The sequence below is a fragment of the Cellulosimicrobium sp. BMG9.23 genome (genome assembly GCF_059159985.1).
Window position 1 is genome coordinate 88,010 of sequence record NZ_JBZGBZ010000011.1, and the last position, 20,223, is coordinate 108,232.

The following is a 20,223-nucleotide window of genomic DNA, read 5'->3' on the forward strand; positions in this document are numbered from 1 at the left end:
TCGCCGGGCCTACAGTGTCGTCGTTCGACCCGACGGCGAGGCGCGCTCTCGTCCGCCCGCACGGCACCCGGGAGGGCGATGACCGCCACGCTGCTCGTCGCGAACCGCGGCGAGATCGCCTGTCGCATCCTGCGCAGCGCGCGCGATCTCGGCCTGCGCACCGTGGCGGTGCACTCCGACGCCGACCGGGGCGCCCGGCACGTGCGTCTCGCGGACAGCGCGGTGCGGCTCGGTCCGGCGCCTGTCGCCGAGTCGTACGACGACGGCAGGCGGCTCCTCGACGCCGCGCTCGCCACGGGGGCCGACGTGCTGCACCCCGGGTACGGGTTCCGCTCGGAGGACGCCGGGTTCGCCGCGACGATCGAGGTGGCGGGTGTCGCGTTCGCCGGCCCGACCCCCGGGCAGCTGCGCGTGCTCGGCGACAAGGCGCGTGCTCGTGCGCTCGCGGAGGAGTGCGGGCTGCGGGTGCTGCCCGGGTCGCCGGTGCTCGCCGGGCTGGCGGACGCGAACGGCTGGGCGCGCGAGATCGGCTACCCGCTCGTGCTCAAGGACGCGGGCGGCGGGGGTGGCACGGGGGTCCACGTGTGCCGCGACCCCGGCGAGCTCGCGGCGGCGTGGCGCCGCGAGTCGTCGCGACCGGGGTCGTCGGGGCGCCTGTTCGTCGAGCGGCACGTCGAGCGCGCGCGGCACCTGGAGGTGCAGCTCTTCGGGGACGGGTCGGGCCGCGTCGTCACGCTCGGCGACCGCGACTGCTCGCTCCAGCGACGTCACCAGAAGGTGCTCGAGGTCGCTCCCGCACCACACCTCGACCCGGCCTCGCGGACCGCGCTGCACGACGGCGCGCGCCGCCTTGCGGAGTCCGTCGCCCTCCGCTCGGCCGCGACCCTGGAGGTGCTCCTCGACGCCGGCTCCGGCGACGTGACGTTCCTCGAGGTGAACCCCCGCATCCAGGTCGAGCACACCGTGACCGAGGAGGTCACCGGCGTCGACCTCGTCGCGTGGATGCTGCGCCTCGCGCTCGGGGACACGTCGATGCTCGAGGGGGTCCCGCCGTCGGGCCCGGCCGTGCGCGGTGCGGCCGCGCAGGCCCGCGTCTACGCGGAGGACGTGCGGCACGGGCGACCGGTCGCCGGCACGCTCGCCCGGCTGGACCTGCCGTCCGGTCACGACCGGGCGCACGAGGGCGGCGAGCGCCGGGTCCCGGACGGGTCGGCGGACCGCACCGGAACCGGGCGGGCGAGGACGGCCGTCCGCGTCGAGACGGGCGCGAGCGTCGGCGACGAGCTCGGCCCGCACGCGGACCCGCTGCTCGCCAAGGTCGTCGTCCGCGCCTCGACCCACGCCGACGCCGTCGCGGACCTGCGGACGGTGCTCGGGGAGATGCGTGTCGACGGGGTGCCGACGAACGTCTTGCTGCTGCGTGCCGCGCTCGACGAACCCGACGTCGCGGCGGGAACGGCGACGACCACCACGCTCGGCCGGGTCCACGACCCGTCGCCGTGGATCGAGGTGCTCGACGCGGGCGTCCTCACGACGGTCCAGGACTGGCCCGGGCGCACCGGGTACTGGGGGGTCGGGGTGCCGCCGTCGGGGCCGATGGACGACCTCTCGTTCCGCGCGGGCAACCGCGCGCTGGGCAACCGCGAGGGCTTGCCCGGGCTGGAGTGCACGCTCACCGGTCCGACGCTGCGGTTCTCCCACGCCGCGACGGTGTGCGTCACCGGGGCGCCCGCGCCGGTCGTGGTGGACGGCGAACCGGTGCCGCAGTGGGAGCCCGTCGAGGTCCCGTCCGGGGGTGTGCTCGCGGTCGGGCCGCCGCATGCCGTCGGGCTCCGCACCTACGTGCTCGTGCGGGGCGGGCTCGACGTCCCGACGTACCTCGGGTCGTCCGCGACGTTCCTCCTCGGGGGCATCGGCGGCTACGCCGGCAGGGCCCTCGCCATGGGCGACGTGCTGCACCCGCGCAGCTCCCCGGGCGTCGATGCCGAAGCGGATGCCGATGCCGATGCCCTGGGCGTGGGCGTGGGTATGGGTATGGGCGAGGAGGACCCGACGCCACGGCCCGTGCCCTCCGACGAGCGCCCGCGCATGGGCCACTCCTGGGAGATCGCCGTGGCGAGCGGGCCGCAGCCCGTGCACCTCACGGCGGCGGCGCTGCGCCGGCTGCGCACCGCGTGGTGGCGCGTCCTGCCGCACGCCGACCGCACCGGGATACGGCTCTCGGGGCCGCCCCTCACGTGGGTACGAGCCGACGGCGGCGACGCCGGGCTGCACCCCTCGAACGTGCACGACAACCCGTACTCCGTGGGCGCGCTCAACGTCAGCGGCGACACCCCGATCCTGCTCGGCCCGGACGGTCCGAGCCTGGGCGGGTTCGTGTGCCCGCTGACCGTCGTCGCCGGTGCGCGCTGGAAGCTCGGACAGCTCCGGCCGGGCGACGTCGTGCGGTTCGTCGTCGTGGACGACGACGAGGCGCGGATCCTGCGAGCACGCGGCGCGGCCCGGGCCGCCGCTCGCGTCCCCGCCTCGCGGCGCACGGCCCTGGACGACGGCGTCCTCGCGCGCCGCGACGGGAGCGTGCCCGCCGGCCGGCCGGCGGTGCGGTACCTGCGCGGCGCCGAGGACAACGTGCTCGTCGAGTACGGGGCTGACGGCGGCGGATCGGCACAGGACGAGGGCCCGGAGGGCGTCGCTGTCGGTGACCCGTTGCTCCTGCGGCTGCGGGTGCACGCCCTGGCGCAGGCGCTCGCGGCGCAGTCCCCGCGGGGCGTCGTCGACATGACGCCGGGTGTCCGGACCCTGCACGTCCACGTCGACCCGGACGAGCTGCCCGCGCGACGTCTCGTCGGGCTCCTCGAGGAGATCGAGGGCGACCTCCCGCCGTCCGCGGAGATCGAGGTCCCGAGCCGCGTGCTCCGCCTTCCGCTGAGCTGGGACGACCCCGCGATCCACGAGGCCGTCGAGCGGTACGCGGCGGCCGTCCGGGAGGACGCCCCGTGGCTCCCGTCCAACGCGGACTTCGTGCGGCGCGTCAACGGGCTCGGCTCCGTGGACGACGTGCGCCGCACCGTGCTCGACGCGGAGTACCTCGTGCTCGGTCTGGGCGACGTCTATCTCGGCGCGCCGCTCGCCCTGCCGGTCGACCCGCGGCACCGCCTCCTCACGACGAAGTACACGCCCGCGCGGACCTGGACACCGGCCGACGCCGTGGGGCTCGGCGGGACGTACCTGTGCGTCTACGGGATGGACAGCCCGGGCGGGTACCAGCTCGTCGGCCGCACGGTGCCGATCTGGGCACCCCACGCTCAGCGCGGCCCGTTCGAGCCCGGCGTCCCGTGGCTGTTCCGCGCCTTCGACCGCATCGTGTGGGAGCCGGTCGACGTGGCGGAGCTCGTCGAACGGCGGGCCGCCGCCCGGGCAGGTGTGCTCGACGTGCCGACGGTCCCGGGGACCTTCTCCGGGCGCGCCCACCTCGACCTGCTTGCGGAGCACGCCGACGAGATCGCGGCCGTCGCCCGGTCCCGCCGCGCCGCGTTCGACCGCGAGCTCGAGGCGTGGAAGGGCGCGGGCGAGCTCGTCGGCGCCCCCGGGCGTCGCGGGCGCCGGTCGCGCGGCGAGACCACGGTGCAGCCCGTGCCCGGACGGACGGTGCTGCGGGCCCCCCTCGGCGGCGTCGTCTGGCGGGTCGAGGCGCAGCCGGGCGACGAGGTGCGCGCGGGAGGCACCGTCGTCGTGCTCGAGGCGATGAAGCTCGAGCTGCCGGTGACGACGACCGTGCTGGGACGCGTCATCGAGGTCCTGGTCCGCCCCGGCGACCACGTCGCACCCGGGGACGTGCTCGCCGTCGTCGGCACCGACGCCTGAGCTGCGGCTGCCACCGCCGGCGCAGTCCTCGCCCGACCGCCTGCTGCCCGTCAGCGGGCGACGAACAGGCGCGACGCCTGGGCCTCGGCGTCCGCGTACGTCTGCGCGGCCGAGCCGAGCGCGGCGGTGATCGCGTCGAGCGCCGCCTCGACCTGGACCTGGGTGCCCTGCCACTGCACCATGACTCCCGTGAAGGCGTCGGCGGCTCCGCCGCGCCACGACGCCTGCAGGTCCGTGAGATGCCGCATCATCGCCGCGACCTCCGAGCGGATCGCCGTCACCGACCCGTTCACGGCCGTGCTGGCCTGCGCGACGCGCGCGCTGTCGACCTCGTACCTGCTCATCGTCGTCCTCCGTCGTGTCCGGCGACCGTGCGGGCCGCGCGGCCCGGTCGTCTGCCGGGCTCGTCGAGGACGCTAGGGGAGCGGGCGGTGGCCTGGTTCGGGGTAGCGGCGCACCTGTGGACGACCGCTCAGGCGATGGGGGTTGTGGACGGCGTGGATCGTTGCGCGAGCTTGATCTGCTCCTTACGCAGGCGCTGGAGCTCGGCGTCGAGGTTCTGTCGAGCGGGTTCCTCCCAGGCCGTGCCGAGCGGGCTGGAGAACAGCGACCGCCGCTCGAGCAGCTTGGTGAGGATGGCCATGCGCGCCCTGACGTAGTCCTCGGGCGGGATGTGCGCGTACTCGTCGCGCACGTCCTTGAGGTACTCCTTGTAGCGCTGCGGCTCGGCGGCGAGCATCGCCAGGTCGGCGTCGCACAGCACGGCGCAGTCGAAGTCCGTGGGGTCGGGCGCGTGCCGCACGAGGGCGTTCACGAGGTGGGCGACACGGCGCGCCGAGTCCTCGGGGACGCCAAGCTCCGTCAGCTCGGCCAGCGCGAGCGCCGCGCTCGCCGTCTCGTCCTCGCCGCCCTTGTTCGCGTACGTCGCGCGGCCCTTCGCGTCGAAGACCGCGCCGTGGTACCAGGCGGCGAGCCGCACGAGGTCGGGGTCGTGGGTCTCCTGCGAGAGCTCGTCCACGCGACCGAGCACGTCGGCGAGGTGACGCAGGTTGTGGAAGTTGCGACCCGGGGTGTCCCAGCGGTCGAGGAGCCCTTGCCCGACGGCGCGGATCGCGTCGTCCGACGCGGTCGCCCCGGCGCCCCGGGCGCTGCGGACGAACGAGGAGAGGAACCACTGCGGTGCGTCGATGCTCGTGACGCCCATGGAGATCAGCCTTCTTCGACGACGAGGGAGGAGCGGCACCGGCCGGGGGAACCGACCGGTAGGCCCGGCGTCGTCAGCGTCCCTGCCGGGCCTTCGATCTCAGCCTAGGTCGATCCACTGACGACGACGCGCCATCGTAGCCCTGCTCGGCGGTGTGGTGTCAGGACGACAGGTCACCCACGTGACCTGTGAGCCTGACAGGAGGCGACGTCGCGCCGTCTGTCAGGGTCACAGGGCACCCGCGTGACCGGTAACCCTGACACGACGTCGTCAGGGGGCGAGCGGGAGCTCCACGCGGACGGTCAGCCCGCCGTCGTCGTCGGTCGTGCGCACCGAGACGTGGCCCCGGTGGGCGGCGACGATCGCCGCCACGATCGCGAGCCCGAGGCCCGAGCCGCCGGACGCGCGGTTGCGGGACGAGTCCGCCCGGTAGAAGCGCTCGAACACCCGGTCCTCCTGCCCGGCGGGCACGCCGGGGCCGTGGTCGCGGACCTCGAGCACCGCCGTCGCGCCGGGCCGGGCGCCGTGCTCGGCGTCCCCGGCAGCGGTCCTGGTCGCGGGCGGCGGGGGTGCCGCGACGACACCGAGGGCGATCTGCGCGGCCGTGCCGCGCGGCGTGTGCCGTGCGACGTTGCCCACCAGGTTGGCCAGCACCTGCCGCAACCGGTCCTCGTCTCCGACGACGCGCAGCGGGTCCGGCGCGACCGACCCCGCCGCGAGCCCGACGACCTGCACGTCTCGCGACGGGTCGAGCGCGTGCAGGTCCTGCGCGGAATCCTTGGCGAGCGCGGCGAGGTCGACGGGCTCGTGGCGCAGCGGCCGGCCCTCGTCGAGGCGCGCGAGCGCGAGCAGGTCGTTGACCAGCGTGCCCATGCGGGTCGCCGAGTCCTCGATGCGGCCCATCGTGTCGTCGACCTTCTCGGGCGTGTCGAGCGCCCCCATCCGGTACAGCTCGCCGTACCCGCGGATCGTCGCGAGCGGCGTGCGCAGCTCGTGGCTCGCGTCGGACACGAACGTCCGCATGCGCGCCTCCGAGGCCTCCTGCACGGCGAACGCCTCCTCGATCTGCGACAGCATCGCGTTGAGCGACGCCGCGAGCGAACCCACCTCGGTCGTGGGCGGAGCGGGTCGCACCCTGCGCGCGAGGTCACCTGCGGCGATGCCCGCTGCGGTCTCCTCGATCTCGCGCAGCGGCCGCAGCGCGCGGTGCACCGCGAGGTACGCGACCGCCCCGCCGACGAGCGCGATCCCCAGCGCGGACAGCGCGAGCGTGCGGCCGAGGACCTTGACGGTCTCGTGGATCCCCGTGAGCGGGAGCGCGACGAAGGCGGTCCCGACGACCTGGTCGTCGAACCGCACGAACCGCGAGACGACGCGCCACTGCGCCGGGTCCGACCCGCCGGACGACGACACCGTGAACGGGTCGCCGTTCAGCTGTTCGATCTCCTGGTCCGAGAGTGCGGGGATGTCCGGCTCGCCGTACAGGCTCACCGTGGCGGGCCAGCTCAGGGGTACCTCGCCGCCCTGGAGGTCACGGGCGAGCACGTAGTAGTCGCTGGGCAGCCGGCTGCGCTGCGTGTCCTGCGTGATCGTGGACCAGGCGACCGTGCTCGCCGAGCGCCGGAGCTGGTCGTCGACCTGGTCGACGAGGTACTGCGACACGACGGTCGTCGTCAGGAGCGCGGCGATCCCCTGTCCGGCGACGAGCAGCAGCACGATGATCGCGACGAGCCGGGCGCGCAGGGGCACGCGCGCGAACCAGCTCCAGTCCCCGGTGGGGACGGGCCGGCCGTAGGGGCGCTGCGCCGTCGGGCCCGGGACACCCGGTTCCCCGGCCGCCGCGGCCGAGCCGCCGGACGTGCCCGACGCCGGGTCACCGGCCGGGCGCGCGGCGTCGCCGGGCGGAGGGGGCGGCACGGCGCGCGCGTCGGTCGCCGTGCCGTCGGACGTCGCCGTGCCGTCGGACCCTGCGGTCATGAGGCCGACGGCGCGCCCGGCGGCTGCCGCAGCAGGTACCCGACGCCGCGCTTGGTGTGGATGAGCGGCGGCAGGGCCACGGGCGCGCCGTCGGGGCCGGGCACGGTGAGGTTGTCGATCTTGCGCCGCAGGTAGGAGATGTAGGACTCGACGATGTTCGCGTCGCCGCCCCAGTCGTACTGCCACACGTGGTCGAGGATCTGCGCCTTCGAGAGCACGCGGCCGGCGTTGAGCATGAGGTAGCGCAGGAGCTTGAACTCGGTGGGGGACAGGTCGACGTCGATCCCGGCGCGGCGGACCTCGTGCGAGTCCTCGTCCATCTCGAGGTCGGCGAAGCGCAGCACGGCGTCGTCGACGGGCTCGGAGTGGGTCCGGCGCAGCACGGCGCGGATGCGGGCGACGACCTCCTCGAGGCTGAACGGCTTCGTCACGTAGTCGTCCCCGCCGACGGTCAGGCCGGTCACCTTGTCGCGCGTGTCGTCCTTCGCGGTGAGGAACACGACGGGCGTGCGCTGGCCCTTCTCGCGCATGCGGCGCGTGACGGTGAACCCGTCCATGTCGGGGAGCATGACGTCGAGCACCACGAGATCGGGCTCGACGTCGCGCACGAGCTTGAGCGCGCTCTGACCGTCCGCGGCGGCGTGCACCTCGAACCCGGCGAAGCGCAGGGAGGTGGCCAGGAGCTCGCGGATGTTCGGCTCGTCGTCCACGACGACGAGGCGTGCCTCGGGAGTGCTCATGGATCCAGTGTGCGCGCGTCCTCTGGGAGCTGCCTGGGAAGGTGCTCCACCGGTGCCGACACGCGTCGTGCCGCCGAGAAGTGAGTTTGCGCCCCGGATCTGGCCGATTCCGGGGCGCGAACTCACTTCTCGGCGGCTCGGCGGCTCGGCGGCTCGGCGGCTCGGCGGCTCGGCGGCGCGGTCGTGGGTGGCGTGGGTGGCGTCCGGCAGGATGGCGGCGTGCGCATCACCGTGGAGCAGCGTCGTCGTCTGCTCGTGGCCCGTCAGCTCGCGCTCGGCGTCGACCACCCCGGCCTTCCCGCTGCGACGTCGGTCGAGGACGTCGTGGAGCGCGTCCTCGCGCTGCACGCGACCGACGCGCCGAGCGTGTACCTGTCGGTCCTCGCGCGCGCGCCCGGCCTCGCGCTCTCCGACGTCCGCGACGCGTTGTTCGGGCGGCGCACGCTCGTCAAGGTGCTCGCGATGCGTCGGACGATGTTCGTGGTGCGGCGCGAGCTGGTGCCGGTCGTGCACGGCGCCGCGGGCGCGGCGGTCGGGCGCCGGCTGCGGACCCGCCTTCTCAAAGAGCTCGCGACCCTCCCGACCGACCCGCCGATCGAGGACGCCGAGTCGTTCCTCGCCGAGACCGAGCGGCAGGTGCACGCCGCGCTCGCGGAGCAGGGCCCGCTCGACGGCGCGAGCCTGTCCCGCGCCGTGCCGGCACTGCGTACCGCGTTCCTGCCGACCACCACGAAGTCGTGGGACGTGCGCCGGACCGCGACGACCCAGCTCCTGTCGATGCTCTCGGCCGAGGGCGTCGTCGTGCGCGGGGAGCCGCGCGGCTCGTGGTCGTCGAACCGGCACGTGTGGGCGCCGATGGAGGACTGGTTCCCGGGCGGGATCCCGGACGTCGACGAGCCGACGGCGCGCATCGAGCTCGCGCGGGCGTGGCTCGCGGTGTTCGGCCCCGCGACAGGGAAGGACCTGCAGTGGTGGACGGGCTGGAACCTGCGCGACACGCGCGCGGCGCTCGGCGCGCTGGACGTGCGCGAGGTCGACCTCGAGGTGGGCGCGCCCGGCGGGGCGGGGACGAGCGCGGCGGCGCCCGGCGTCGTGCTCGCGGCCGCGCTCGACGACGGGTCGCTCGACCTGCCGGCGGACACGCTGGACGGTGTCGTCTCGCTCGTGCCCGCGCTGGACCCGACCACGATGGGCTGGGCCGCGCGCGACTGGTACCTGGGCTCGCACCGCGAGCGGCTCTTCGACACGATCGGCAACGCCGGCGCGACGATCTGGTGGGAGGGGCGGATCGTCGGCGCGTGGACCGTGCGCCGCGGCGGGGAGCCCGCATACCGCCTGCTCGAGGACGTCGGCGCGGACGCGGAGGCCGCCGTCGAGGCGGAGGCAGCGCGCATCGCCGGCCTGCTCGACGGGGACGGCACGACGGCGTCGTTCCCCACCCCGCTGTACCGCGAGCTGCACGTCTGAGCGCGCAGCCCGCGGCACGCGTCAGAGGTAGCGCAGCGGGTCGAAGTCGGCGAGGGGGATGATCCGCACGCGCGGGAGCATCGTCGTGAAGGCCCCGGCGTGGTCCTCGAGGTCGAACACCTCGAGACCGCGCGCGGTGAGCTCCGAGAGGCGCACGTTGACGAACTCGCGGAACGCCAGCACGCCCACGCGCCGGTCCGGGTCCTCCAGGAGCGTCTCGACCTGCGGCAGGAAGTCGCCGTCGTGGCTCGCGAGGAGGACGTCGCCCGGTCGGTCGCGCAGCGCGTCCAGGGTGCGCTGGATACCGATGTCCACGACCTTCTCGCTGCCCGTCCCCGCGAGCGGGATGGGTCGGTAGCCCATCGCGAGCAGGGCCTGCACGAACGACATGGGCATCTGCCCGGACGACGCGTTGAGGAAGAACAGAGGCGTGACGTCCTGACCCCACGCCTGACGCGCGAAGTCGACGATCCGATCCCAGCGCGGACGCTCCTCGGGTGCCGGGCGATGCCCGAGGACGTTCATGCCGAGCGTCGCGTCGATGTTCTCGCCGTCCACGACGAGGTACGTGCGGCGCGGCTGCTCGACGACGGGCGGGGGCGCGACGATCTGGGGGTCAGACATGTCGACCACCCTAGCCGCGAGAGGGCTCACCGGTCCGCGAGGCGGGCGAACACGACGGTGTTGTCCGTGTAGTGGCCCGTCGCGGGGTCGACGCCACCGCTGCACGTGATGAGCCGCAGCTCAGGCGCGGCCGTGTTGCCGTAGACCGCGAGGGTCGGGAACGCGTCCTTCGGGTGCTGCTGCACGTCCTCCACGACGAACGTGACCGTCGACCCGTCCGCGCGGTCCACCACGACCTCGTCGCCGGGAACGACACGGGCCAGCTGGTGGAAGACGGACGGGCCGCCCTCGCTGTCGACGTGCCCCTCGATCACCGCAGGCCCCGTCGCGCCCGGCCGGGGCGAGCCGTCGAACCAGGCCGCGCGGTCGACGTCGGGCCCCTCGGGGACGGCGATCGTGCCGTCGTCGGCGAGACCGAGGGTGATGAGGTCGGACTCGACGCCGATCGACGGGATGCGCACGGTCGTCGGAAGCGGCTGCTCCTCGACCGCCTCCGCCGCCTCCTTCGTCTCCTCGGTCGGGACGGCAGCCGGCGGCGCCGGCGGGCCGGACGGGCTCGCGGTGGGGGCGGGCAGACCGTCCGCCGCGGGCACGGACCGCTCTTGGACGGCCGGCGGGTCGGGCTGCTGTCCGGCGACACCGACGGCCACCGCCGCGCCCCCTCCGAGGAGGAGGGCGGCGGCGGCCACGACGACGCCGCGGCGCACCCGGGCGTCGCCCGTCATCAGCGCTCCGCGCGAGCCGTGCGACGGGCGCGGACCAGCAGGACGCCGCCCGCGAGCAGCGCGGCCACGCCGCCCGCCATCAGTCCGGCGTTCTCGACGCCGGCGGTCGAGCCGCTCCCGGTCTGCACGCCACCCTGCGGCATCTCGGACATCTGCGACACCGTCATGACCCCGCACAGCGCGGGGTCGGTCGCCTCGGCGGGCAGCGCCGGGTCGAGGTCGGACATGGTGTCCCCGCCGTAGGCGCCGTCGCCGTCGTGGTCGACGCCGTGGATCACGACGGCGGCCTCGCCGCCCGAGATCGCGTCGGCGACCTCCTGCGACACCTCGATCTCGCCGCGCTGGTACGTGATGTCGCCGCCTTCGGCCGTGTCGAAGTGGGCGACGTCGAGCGCGTGGTCGGGCGACGTGTCGCCGCTGGTCGTGAGCGAGACCTGGACGGCGCCGTACGCCGGGACCCCCTCCGACGTGGTGAGCGTGCCGCTGCCGTCGGCGTCGTCGCTCGCGGCGGGGCACTCGTGGCGCGCGTCGGGCGCGAAGTGGATGTGCGCCGCGTGCGGGCTGCCCGGCAGCAACCCGGTGGCCTCGACCTCGACGTTCAGCGTGGTGCCGTCGACCCAGACCATGGCCGTGCCGCTCCCTTCCACGCCGTTGAGGGCGACGGGCGAGAGGTCGCCCTGGGTGGTGTCGGCGGCCGCCGCGGGACCCGCGACGGCGAGGGCTGCGGCCAGGGACAGTGCCGGGACCGCCAGGGCGGTGCGTGTGCGCGTCCTCATGGTGGTGCTCCCTTCGACGGGTCGCGGCTCTCGCGACCACGGGAAGGGTTCGGTGCAGGCGGGAAGGCGGATGGGTCGGATCTCGATCGGTCGTCGTGGTCGCGGCGACGGCGGGGTGCCGGGCCACCGGCGACCCTCCCACGGTCCGTGACGTGGAAGTTTGTGCGCAGCGGGGGGCTACTGGGTACGGTCGTGCCCCGTGACCACGTTCGACAACCCGTCAGGCCCTGCGCACCCGACCGTGCGCCTCACGGTCGTCCAGAGCTCTCCGGACGTCACGCTCGACACGTACGCCGACCACCTCGACGCGGACGTCCACGTCGTGCGTGCGTACGACGGCGAGCCCGTCCCCACGGTGGGGGAGGTCGCCGACGGGCTCGTCGTGCTCGGCGGCCACATGTCCGCCCACGACGACGCCCGGGCACCCTGGCTGCCCGCCGTCCGGGAGCTGCTGCTCGCGGCCGCGACGTCCGGCGTCCCGGCGCTCGGCATCTGCCTCGGCGCGCAGCTCCTCGCCGTCGCGGGCGGGGGCCGGGTCGAGGTGGCCGCGCCGCCCGGGCGCGAGGTCGGCGCGACGCAGGTGTTCTGGCGGCACGACGCCACGATCGACCCGGTGCTCGGGGCCCTCGCGGCCGGCGACGACCCGGTCCGCTGGGTGGCGAGCGCGCACGGCGACGCCGTCGTGGACCTGCCTGCAGGTGCTGTGTGGCTCGCGTCGTCGGACATGTACCCGTACCAGGCGTTCCGCCTCGGCTCGGCGCTCGCCGTCCAGTTCCACCCCGAGGTCTCGTGGGCGAGCCTCGCCGGGTGGTGCGACCGCTACGACGACGTCGACACCCCCGCGGTGCTCGCAGGGTTCGACGAGCACGCCACCGAGATCGCCGACGGCGGCCGCCGCCTCGCCGCCGCGTTCGTCGCCGAGGTGGGTGCCGCCGTCGGGCAGCGATTCGTCACCGCCTGAGGTCCGGGGCGGTCGCAGCTCCGAGGCCGGGTCCGCGGTCGACGGCTCCACGAGGAAGGGGCCGGGTCTACCATCCGCCCGCTCGTTCCTCGCGGGCTCCCGCCAGACCCGCCACGACCCGGCCCCTTCCTCGTTCCGCCGTCGACCGCTCGGCGACGCGTCTCACCTCCGATCACATGACGACCCGTCCGCCGTCGACCGCATGGTGACCCGCCCGGCGTCGACCGCTCGGCCCCGCGTCGAGGTGACGCGAGGCACGAGCGGTGGGGGCGGCGTCGGATGCGAAGGGCGTCAGAGCCGCGCTCCTCAAACTGACGGCTGACAGACCGAGGCGACGGCGCGGCAGCCCGAGCACCGACGCCGCCCCCACCGCGGGCGCCCCCACCGCGGGCGCACCCACCGCCGCGGACCCGACCGAGCGTCCAGGGCCCCGCGTCACCAGCCGGACGTCGGCGCGTCCTGGGTGCTCGTGCCGGACCCGATCTCCGGGGTGACCTGCGTGGGCGCGACCTGGGGCGCCGTCGACGCCGACCCGCCCTTGAGCGCGGCGAGGCGCGCCTCGATCTCGATCGTCTCGCCGGAGGTCTCGAGCTCGGCGAACTGCGCGTCGAGGCTCGACGCCGCGACCTCGGCCTGGCCCATCGCCATCGCCTCCTCGCGCCGCACCATGTCCTCGTAGCGGGAGATCTCGCTCGTGGGGTCAAGGACGTTGATCGAGCTGATGGCACCCTGCACGGTCTGCTGCGCCTGCGCGCTCTTCTGGCGGGCGACGAGCGAGTCGCGCTTCGAGCGCAGCTCGCCGAGCTTGTCCTTCATGAGCGCGAGGCCGGACTTGAGCTTCTCGACGGTGTCGCGCTGCGACGCGATGAGCGGTTCCGCCTGGCGCACCTCGCCCTCGGCGGCGATCTGCTTGCCCAGCGCGAGCTTGGCGAGGTTGTCGAACTTGTCCGCGTTCGCGGTGTCGCCGGCCTGGCGGTAGCGGTCGGCCTGCGCGGACGCGGCGAGGGCCTTCTGGCCCCACTCCTGCACCGCCGCGACGTCCTCGTTGTAGTCCTGCTCGGCGAGGCGCAGGTTCCCGATGGTCTGCGCGACCGCCTGCTCGGCCTCGGCGATGTTGTTCGTGTAGTCCCGCACGAGCTGGTCCAGCATCTTCTGCGGGTCCTCGGCGCCGTCGATCAGCGCGTTGATGTTGGCCCTCGTGAGCTGAGCGATGCGCCCGAAGATGCTCTGCTTCTCCGCCATGGTGCCTCTCCTGTCGTTGCGTCCTGCCCTGACCGGGTCGTGCTGCCTGCCGTCTGGTGCCGTGCCGTCTGGTGCCGGGCCGCGGGTGCGGTGGCCCAGGAGCCTGAGGGGTTCGGCTCGTCAGAACCGCCCGCCGCGTCCCGAGCGGCCGCCCGACGACCTGCCGCCGGACCGTCCGCCCGAGCGCCCGCCGCCGAACCCGCCGCCCCCGAACCCGCCGCCGAAGCCGCCTCCGCCGAAGCCTCCGCTGCGGCCGCCCCGCCCGCCGCCTCCGCGCAGGATCGAGTCGAGCAGGATGCCGCCGAGCACCATGCCGCCGACGTTGCTCCCTCCGCCCGAGCCGTAGCCACCGCCGAAGCCGCCGAGCCCGCCGCCCTGCGAGGAGTCCCACCGGGACGCGTCCTGCTGGGCCAGCTGCGCGGCGGCCTGCGCCTGCGCGTCGGCCTGCTGCGCGCGCTGCAGGGCCGTCACCGGGTCCGTGGGCTGGAGGGAGCGAGCCTCGCCGAGCAGGCGGATCGCCTCCGAGAGGCGGGTCCGCGCCTCGGGCCCGACGGCGCCGCGCCGGGTCTCGATGAAGTCGTTCGTCGCGCGCACCTGGGAGTCCACGCGCAGCAACGTCTCGCGCAGCAGGGCGTTCGCACGGGCCGCCTGCTCCGCGCGCTCGCGGAACGGGGCGAGCGTGGTGTCGAGCGCGGCCTCGGCGTCGGTGAGGCGCCGCAGGGCGGCGAGGGGGTCGCCGCCGTCGTGCACCGTGGAGGCGGCCTCGGCCGCGGCCTGTGCCTCGGCGAGGGCGGGCGCCACCGCGGCGTCCTGCGGCGCGAGCCGGCCGGCGTCGGCCAGGTCCGCCCGGATCGAGGCGAGCCCCTTGTCCAGACGGACGCCCGCCTGCGCGAGGTCCGTCCCCGCGCGCTCGACCGCGTCGAGGAGCGTGACCGCCTGGCCGACGGCGTTCTGCGCCGCACGGGCCAGGGCCACCGCCGCCGCCCGGTCCTTGCGGGTCAGCGCTTCGCGGCCCCGGGCAACCGACTCCTGCGCCCCCGCGACGAGCGCCTCCGCCTGGTCCGGGTTCTGCGCGACCGACGCGAGCGCCGTCGCGGGATAGGTGCGGGCGAGGGTGCCGAGCGTCGTGCGGGCCGTCGGGACTCGGGTCAGCACCTCGGCGGCGCGCTGGTCCGTCTCGTCGAGCACCTGCGGCGCGCGGGCCTGGAGATCGCGCAGCTCGTCGAACGTCGCGGACTGCGCGTCGAGGGCGTCCGCGACGTCGTCGCACAGCGTGATGATCCGCGCCATCAGCGCGCGGGCCTGCGGCTCCGACTCGGGGGCGGAGTCGTCGAGCTGCCGCCGCAGCGCGAACGCCTCGGTCACCCGCTGCTTGCCCGCAGCCAGCGCCGCGGAGAACTGCTGCGTCGCCTCGATCCCGAACTGCGCCTGCGCGAAGCCGAGCTCCTGCTCCGACGTCTTCAGGGCGTCGTCGATCGCGACCAGCGCGGCGCTCGCACGACGGTCCAGCTCGTCGGTCGGCAGCGACTCCAGGCTGCCGGGTGCCGGACCGCCCGTGGCGGTACCGCGCTCGGCGCGACGTCGGCGGTTCGCGACGGCGCGCACCACGAGCACCACGACGAGCACGAGCAGCCCGCCCACCGCGAGCACGAGGAACCAGCTCACCCCGCCGCCGTCGCCGCCGGTCGCCGACTCCCGCGCGGTGTCCGCCGCGGCGATCGCCGCGCCCGCCCAGTCGTCCTCGCGCAGGTGGTCCTCGACGGTGGACGAGATCCGGTCGATGTCGGCGTCGCTCAGCGCGATGTTGGTGTCGTACGACAGCCCGTACCGGCGGTCCTGCGTCCCGACCGCGAGCAGCAGGTCGTCGACCCCGAGCCCCGACATGTTCGCCGTCGCGTTCGCCCAGTCGATGCCGTCCATGCCGTCGAGGTCGGGCACGTACACGACGAAGAGCTGCAGGTCGGTGTCCGCGGCGAGCCGGTCGAGGGCCTCTTCGACCTCGCCCGTGCGGTCGCCGAGCACGCCCTCGGGGTCCGTGATCTCGCCCTCGACGGCTGTCGGGGGCGCGGCGTGCGCCGTCCCCGACGGCACGAGGAGCGCGGCCACCGCCACGACGACCGCAAGGGCGGCGACCAGGGCGAGCGCCGCCAAGGATCCACGTCGCGCGGTGTCGCGGGCACGCGGGAAGGACCAGTGGTCGGGCAGGCTCACGCCGCGATCCTGTCCCACCGGGCAGTGGCCTGCAAGGCGGCAGCGGCGACGGGGGCGGCGCGACCGGGCCCGAGACGGCCGGCCGGCGACGATCGGGCGTCGTCCGGTGCGAGCACGGCAGGAGCCCGCCTCGAGGACGAGGCGGGCTCCCGGTCGTGCTCCGCGCGTGTCAGCCGCAGGTGCGGGCGTCGTACGCCGCCGCGACCTCGCTCGTCACCGGACCGGACCCGAGGTCCCCGACCGCGGAGACGGTCGCTTCCCCGCCGTCGACGGCGCCCGCACGCACCGCGAACGACTGGTACGCGTCGGCGCCCGGCGCGACGTCCTGGACCGTGCGCGAGCCGTAGGGCGTGGTGAGGGTGACGTCCACGGGGACGTCCGCGTCGTTCGTCGCGCGGACCGCGACGAACGCCCTGCCGGCGAGGCACCGCGCCGACGCCTGGACGTCGACGGCGGGCCCGTCGGGCAGGTCCGTGGGGTACGCCACGACCTGCGGCGACGCGAACGACCCGACGGCGGGGTAGCCCGTGTCGTTGATGACGTGGTTGATGCCACCGGACCCGTTGAGGAACACGCTCGTCATCGAGCGGAACGTGACGCCCGCGCGGACGGGCGTCTGGATGCCGCTCTCGACGCGCACGTCGACGCCCTGGTTGAAGAACGAGTACACCCCGAGGCCGACCGCGTCGTGCGTCCGCACGTCGTCGCCGACCCGGTACGACGCATAGCCCTTGCGGTCGCCGTCCATGAAGGCCGCCTGGCTCGGCGGGTCGTACGGGATCTCGCTCTGGTAGAAGATCGTGCGGCCGCGCTCGCCGTTCCAGATCGTCTGGTTCTTCTGGTAGTGCTCGACGAACAGGCCGGTGGCGATCACGTCGTCGCCGTTGACGACCAGGCCGTGGTCGCCCGTGTTCTGGTCCCAGCCGATGCCGTTGCCGTGGTCTCCGCGCCACGCCCAGATGTGGTCGAGCAGGACGTGGTCGCTGTTGACCTCGATGCTCGTGGTCGCCTTGCCGACCCAGGGGCCGCCGATGCGCACGAACACGTCGGTGAGGGTCGTCGGGTCGCTCGCGTCCGACTCCTGCGCGTCCGCCGGACCGACGCGCAGCAGGACGTCGGAGCTCACGGGACCGGCGTCGACGGTGATGCCGGCGATCTTCACCCCGGCGACGTCGCCGACCTCGAGCGCGGCGTCGCCGGTCTGCGGGGCGAGCGACGCGTAGCCGAGGCCCAGCACGACGGTGCCGGGGTTGTCGACGTGGATCGCCTCGTCGAGCCGGTACACGCCCGGGGTGAGGAGGAGGTTCTTGCCGGTCGCCAGCGCGGCGTTGATCTGCGCCGCGGTGTCGCCCTCGTGGGCGATGTAGAACTCGTCGAGCCCGAGCGTCGTGCCCGCCGCGTCGTCCGTGGACCAGTCGGTGCCGCGCGTGTCGGTGCGCGCGTTCGGCACGAACACGGCGAGGTCCTCGCCGTCGCGGAACAGGAACGGGGCCTCGCGGCTGACGGGGGTCGTGTCGAGCGTCGTCTTGACGCCCACGGCGTTGTTCGGCAGTGGGTCGCCGAAGTCCGTCGCGGGAGCGCCCTCGACGCCGGAGAACACCATGTTCCACACGCCGCCGTCCCAGGTGCCCACCTCGGAGTTGCGCGTGAACCACTGCTGCTGGGAGCCGGTGACGAGCGTCCCCGTGATGCGCGAGTTGGCGAGGTAGCCGCCGGACGCGTACTCGCCGTACGCGCCGAAGACGGTGAGGTCGCCGCGGATGTCGACGCGCCGCATCGGCGCGGCCTGCGAGACCGCGAAGCGCATCTGGTGGGGCGCGGTCGAGCCGGCGGGGAACGGACGCGTGGCGTCCTCGTCCACCGGCCGCTGGATGGGGTTGATCGCGACGTTGCTGAGCGAGCGCCAGAAGCGCGTGAGCGAGCCCGGGTCCTGGCACGACCACGGGTTGTTCGGGCACGTGACGACGGGCTGGACGCTCAGGGCGCCGTTGATGAGCACGTCGCCCGGCTGGGCGCCCAGTCCTGCGATCGTGGTGTAGTAGCCGACCTCCTGGTTGACCATGCCGGTGGCCGTGGCGGGGTTGTCCTGCCCGGCGGCCGAGCCGTAGACGCCCGGCTCGAAGAACACGGCGTGCCGGTTCTGGCTGAACTCCGCCTCGTCGTTGATGGACGCGAGATAGGTGTTGATCTCGTCGACCGACCAGGTCTCGTCGATGAAGGTGACGTTCGGCCCGAGGTCGGGGTCGGCGGCGGCCGCGGGGGCGGCCAGCGCGATTCCGGCGAACGTGCCGGTCAGGGCGACCGCGGCGGCGCTGACCGCGGCGGTCGCGGCCCGGGCGCCTCGCGCGCGGACGTGGAGGCGTCCCGCACGGGTGCGGGACGAGTCTCTGAACGAGAGGGTCACGGGGTGTTCTCCTTCGAACCTGGACCCGGCGCTCGTCGCGCCGGCGCCGGAGCGTCGTCGCACCGGTTGTCGGGAGCATAGGCCAGGGCTGACTTGCTTGTCAGTAAGGAGTTGGTAGCGCTCCCAGGCGCCGCGCCCGCGGCCGCACCGGAGGGCGCGTGCACGACGGCGGGAGCGCCGTCGTGCGTCGCACGTCCGCCCCGGCACCGCAACGATCACGCCGCGCCGGGGCCCGCTCTCCGCCGGACTCCGGTCAGGCGTCGACGCCGAGGTCCTCGGCGTCCACGATGCGATACGCGTAGCCCTGCTCGGCGAGGAACCGCTGGCGGTGCGCGGCGAAGTCCTGGTCGACGGTGTCGCGCGCGACGACGGCGTAGAAGTGCGCCGTGCGGCCGTCCGCCTTGGGGCGCATGACGCGGCCGAGGCGCTGCGCCTCCTCCTGGCGCGAGCCGAACGAGCCCGACACCTGGATCGCGACCGACGCCTCCGGGAGGTCGATGGAGAAGTTCGCGACCTTCGACACCACGAGCCGCGAGATCTCGCCCGATCGGAACGCCTCGAACAGGCGCTGGCGCTCGCGGACCGTCGTCGCGCCGGTGATGAGCGGGGCGTCGAGGTGGTTGCTCAGCTCCTCGAGCTGGTCGAGGTACTGGCCGATGACGAGCACCTGGTCGTCCGGGTGCTGCGCGACGATCTGCTCGACCACGCGGTTCTTGCCCGTCGCCGTGGCCGCGAGCCGGTACTTGTCCTCGGGCTCGGCCACGGCGTACGTCATGCGGTCGGACTCGGGCAGCGTGAGGCGCACCTCGACGCAGTCGGCGGGCGCGATGTAGCCCTGCGCCTCGATGTCCTTCCACGGCGCGTCGTAGCGCTTCGGCCCGATGAGCGAGAACACCTCGTCCTCGCGACCGTCCTCGCGCACGAGCGTCGCCGTCAGGCCGAGCCGGCGCCGCGCCTGCAGGTCCGCGGTCATGCGGAAGATCGGCGCGGGCAGCAGGTGCACCTCGTCGTAGACGACGAGGCCCCAGTCGCGGGCGTCGAGCAGCTCGAGGTGCGTGTAGACGCCCTTCCGCTTCGTCGTGAGCACCTGGTACGTCGCGATCGTGACCGGCTTGATCTCCTTGCGGGCACCCGAGTACTCGCCGATCTCGTCCTCGGTGAGCGTCGTGCGCCGCACGAGCTCGTCGCGCCACTGGCGCGCGCTCACAGTGTTCGTCACGAGGATGAGCGTCGTGGTCCCGGACCTCGCCATGGCGCCCGCGCCGACGATCGTCTTCCCGGCGCCGCACGGCAGCACGACGACGCCGCTCCCGCCGTGCCAGAACCCGTCCACGGCCTGGGCCTGGTAGGGCCGCATCTCCCAGGGCTTCGGCGCGTCGCCCGCGGTGCGCGGCGGCGTCGTGGGGCTGAGCGCGATCTCGTGCTTCTCGCCGTCCACGTAGCCCGCGAGGTCCTCGGCGGGCCAGCCGAGCTTGACGAGCACCTGCTTGAGGTGACCGCGCTCGGAGGGGTGCACGACGACGGTCGTCTCGTCGATCCGCTCGCCCACGAGGCCCGCCGTGCGCTTCGACTTGAGCACCTCCGCGAGCACGGCGCGGTCCGTCGCCTCGAGCACGAGCCCGTGCACCGGGTGCTGCGCGAGCGTGAGCCGCCCGTAGCGCGACATCGTCTCGGCGATGTCGATGAGCAGCGCGTGCGGCACCGGGTAGCGCGAGTACTCGATGAGCGTGTTCACGACCTGCTCGGCGTCGTGGCCCGCGGCGCGCGCGTTCCACAGCCCGAGCGGGGTCAGCCGGTACGTGTGCACGTGCTCGGGGGCGCGCTCGAGCTCGGCGAACGGCGCGATGGCGCGCCGCGCCTCGTCGCCGCGCGGGTGGTCGACCTCGAGCAGCAGCGACTTGTCGCTCTGGACGATGAGGGGGCCGTCGGTCATGCGTCTCCTTGCCGAGGTAGTGCCGTGGTGTGCGAGGTAGAGCCGTGGTCGGCGAGATGGAGCGGTGGTCGTCGGTACCAGGGCTCTACCTCGGC

14 protein-coding genes are annotated in these 20,223 nt (G+C 74.5%); 3 read left to right on the plus strand and 11 right to left on the minus strand.

Features of this window, described 5'->3' with window-relative positions; all coding sequences use genetic code 11:
* Positions 1-78 precede the first annotated feature (78 nt).
* Positions 79-3,864: an urea carboxylase gene (uca, locus tag AC4H2G_RS19160; protein WP_494367327.1), complete on the plus strand. Its 3,786-nt coding sequence runs from the start codon at positions 79-81 to the stop codon at positions 3,862-3,864.
* A gap of 50 nt (positions 3,865-3,914) precedes the next feature.
* Here the strand turns inward: uca and AC4H2G_RS19165 are convergent, their stop codons facing one another.
* The 4 genes from AC4H2G_RS19165 to AC4H2G_RS19180 form a co-directional block, all read right to left on the minus strand.
* Entirely contained in the window at positions 3,915-4,208 is a 294-nt protein-coding gene (locus AC4H2G_RS19165; protein ID WP_435736991.1) for a WXG100 family type VII secretion target, read from the minus strand.
* A 128-nt stretch (positions 4,209-4,336) separates the two neighbouring features.
* On the minus strand, positions 4,337-5,068 hold the full coding sequence (locus AC4H2G_RS19170) for an HD domain-containing protein (RefSeq protein ID WP_494367328.1): 732 nt from the start codon (positions 5,066-5,068) through the stop codon (positions 4,337-4,339).
* Positions 5,069-5,338: 270 nt separating this feature from the next.
* The gene (locus tag AC4H2G_RS19175) at positions 5,339-7,045 is read right to left on the minus strand and encodes a sensor histidine kinase (RefSeq protein WP_494367329.1); all 1,707 of its coding nucleotides are present in this window, start codon (positions 7,043-7,045) and stop codon (positions 5,339-5,341) included.
* Positions 7,042-7,785, minus strand: coding sequence for a response regulator transcription factor (locus AC4H2G_RS19180; protein WP_494367330.1), 744 nt, complete (start codon positions 7,783-7,785; stop codon positions 7,042-7,044). Before AC4H2G_RS19180 ends, AC4H2G_RS19175 begins: the two co-directional genes overlap by 4 nt.
* Before the next feature lie 219 nt (positions 7,786-8,004).
* Between AC4H2G_RS19180 and AC4H2G_RS19185 the strand changes: the two genes are divergently transcribed.
* Positions 8,005-9,252 carry a winged helix DNA-binding domain-containing protein gene (locus AC4H2G_RS19185; RefSeq protein ID WP_494367331.1) on the plus strand — a complete coding sequence of 416 codons (1,248 nt, stop codon included), beginning with the start codon at positions 8,005-8,007 and terminating at the stop codon, positions 9,250-9,252.
* 21 nt (positions 9,253-9,273) lie between these two features.
* On the opposite strand, the gene AC4H2G_RS19190 is transcribed toward AC4H2G_RS19185, so the two are convergent.
* Genes AC4H2G_RS19190 through AC4H2G_RS19200 form a run of 3 tightly spaced genes read right to left on the minus strand, consistent with a single transcriptional unit; the run spans position 9,274 to position 11,377 of the window.
* Positions 9,274-9,876, minus strand: a complete 603-nt coding sequence (locus AC4H2G_RS19190; protein ID WP_494367332.1) for an NYN domain-containing protein — start codon at positions 9,874-9,876, stop codon at positions 9,274-9,276.
* A 26-nt stretch (positions 9,877-9,902) separates the two neighbouring features.
* A complete protein-coding gene (locus AC4H2G_RS19195) occupies positions 9,903-10,601 on the minus strand; it encodes a class F sortase (RefSeq protein ID WP_494367333.1) in 699 nt (232 codons plus the stop codon).
* Positions 10,601-11,377, minus strand: a complete 777-nt coding sequence (locus AC4H2G_RS19200) for a GVDTG sorting domain-containing protein (RefSeq protein WP_494367334.1) — start codon at positions 11,375-11,377, stop codon at positions 10,601-10,603. Before AC4H2G_RS19200 ends, AC4H2G_RS19195 begins: the two co-directional genes overlap by 1 nt.
* Positions 11,378-11,576: 199 nt before the next feature.
* Here AC4H2G_RS19200 and AC4H2G_RS19205 point away from each other — a divergent pair, with 199 nt between their 5' ends.
* The gene (locus AC4H2G_RS19205; RefSeq protein ID WP_494367335.1) at positions 11,577-12,338 is read left to right on the plus strand and encodes a type 1 glutamine amidotransferase; all 762 of its coding nucleotides are present in this window, start codon (positions 11,577-11,579) and stop codon (positions 12,336-12,338) included.
* 435 nt (positions 12,339-12,773) lie between these two features.
* On the opposite strand, the gene AC4H2G_RS19210 is transcribed toward AC4H2G_RS19205, so the two are convergent.
* The 4 genes from AC4H2G_RS19210 to AC4H2G_RS19225 all read right to left on the minus strand — a co-directional run bounded on the left by AC4H2G_RS19210 (position 12,774) and on the right by AC4H2G_RS19225 (position 20,128).
* Positions 12,774-13,580, minus strand: a complete 807-nt coding sequence (locus tag AC4H2G_RS19210) for a PspA/IM30 family protein (RefSeq protein WP_494367336.1) — start codon at positions 13,578-13,580, stop codon at positions 12,774-12,776.
* 120 nt (positions 13,581-13,700) lie between these two features.
* The gene (locus AC4H2G_RS19215) at positions 13,701-15,791 is read right to left on the minus strand and encodes a TPM domain-containing protein (RefSeq protein WP_494367337.1); all 2,091 of its coding nucleotides are present in this window, start codon (positions 15,789-15,791) and stop codon (positions 13,701-13,703) included.
* 169 nt (positions 15,792-15,960) lie between these two features.
* The gene (locus AC4H2G_RS19220) at positions 15,961-18,195 is read right to left on the minus strand and encodes a pectate lyase-like domain-containing protein (RefSeq protein WP_494367338.1); all 2,235 of its coding nucleotides are present in this window, start codon (positions 18,193-18,195) and stop codon (positions 15,961-15,963) included.
* Between the two features lie 253 nt (positions 18,196-18,448).
* Complete coding sequence (locus AC4H2G_RS19225) at positions 18,449-20,128, minus strand: DNA repair helicase XPB (protein ID WP_494367339.1); 1,680 nt, start codon at positions 20,126-20,128, stop codon at positions 18,449-18,451.
* Positions 20,129-20,223: the final 95 nt, after the last annotated feature.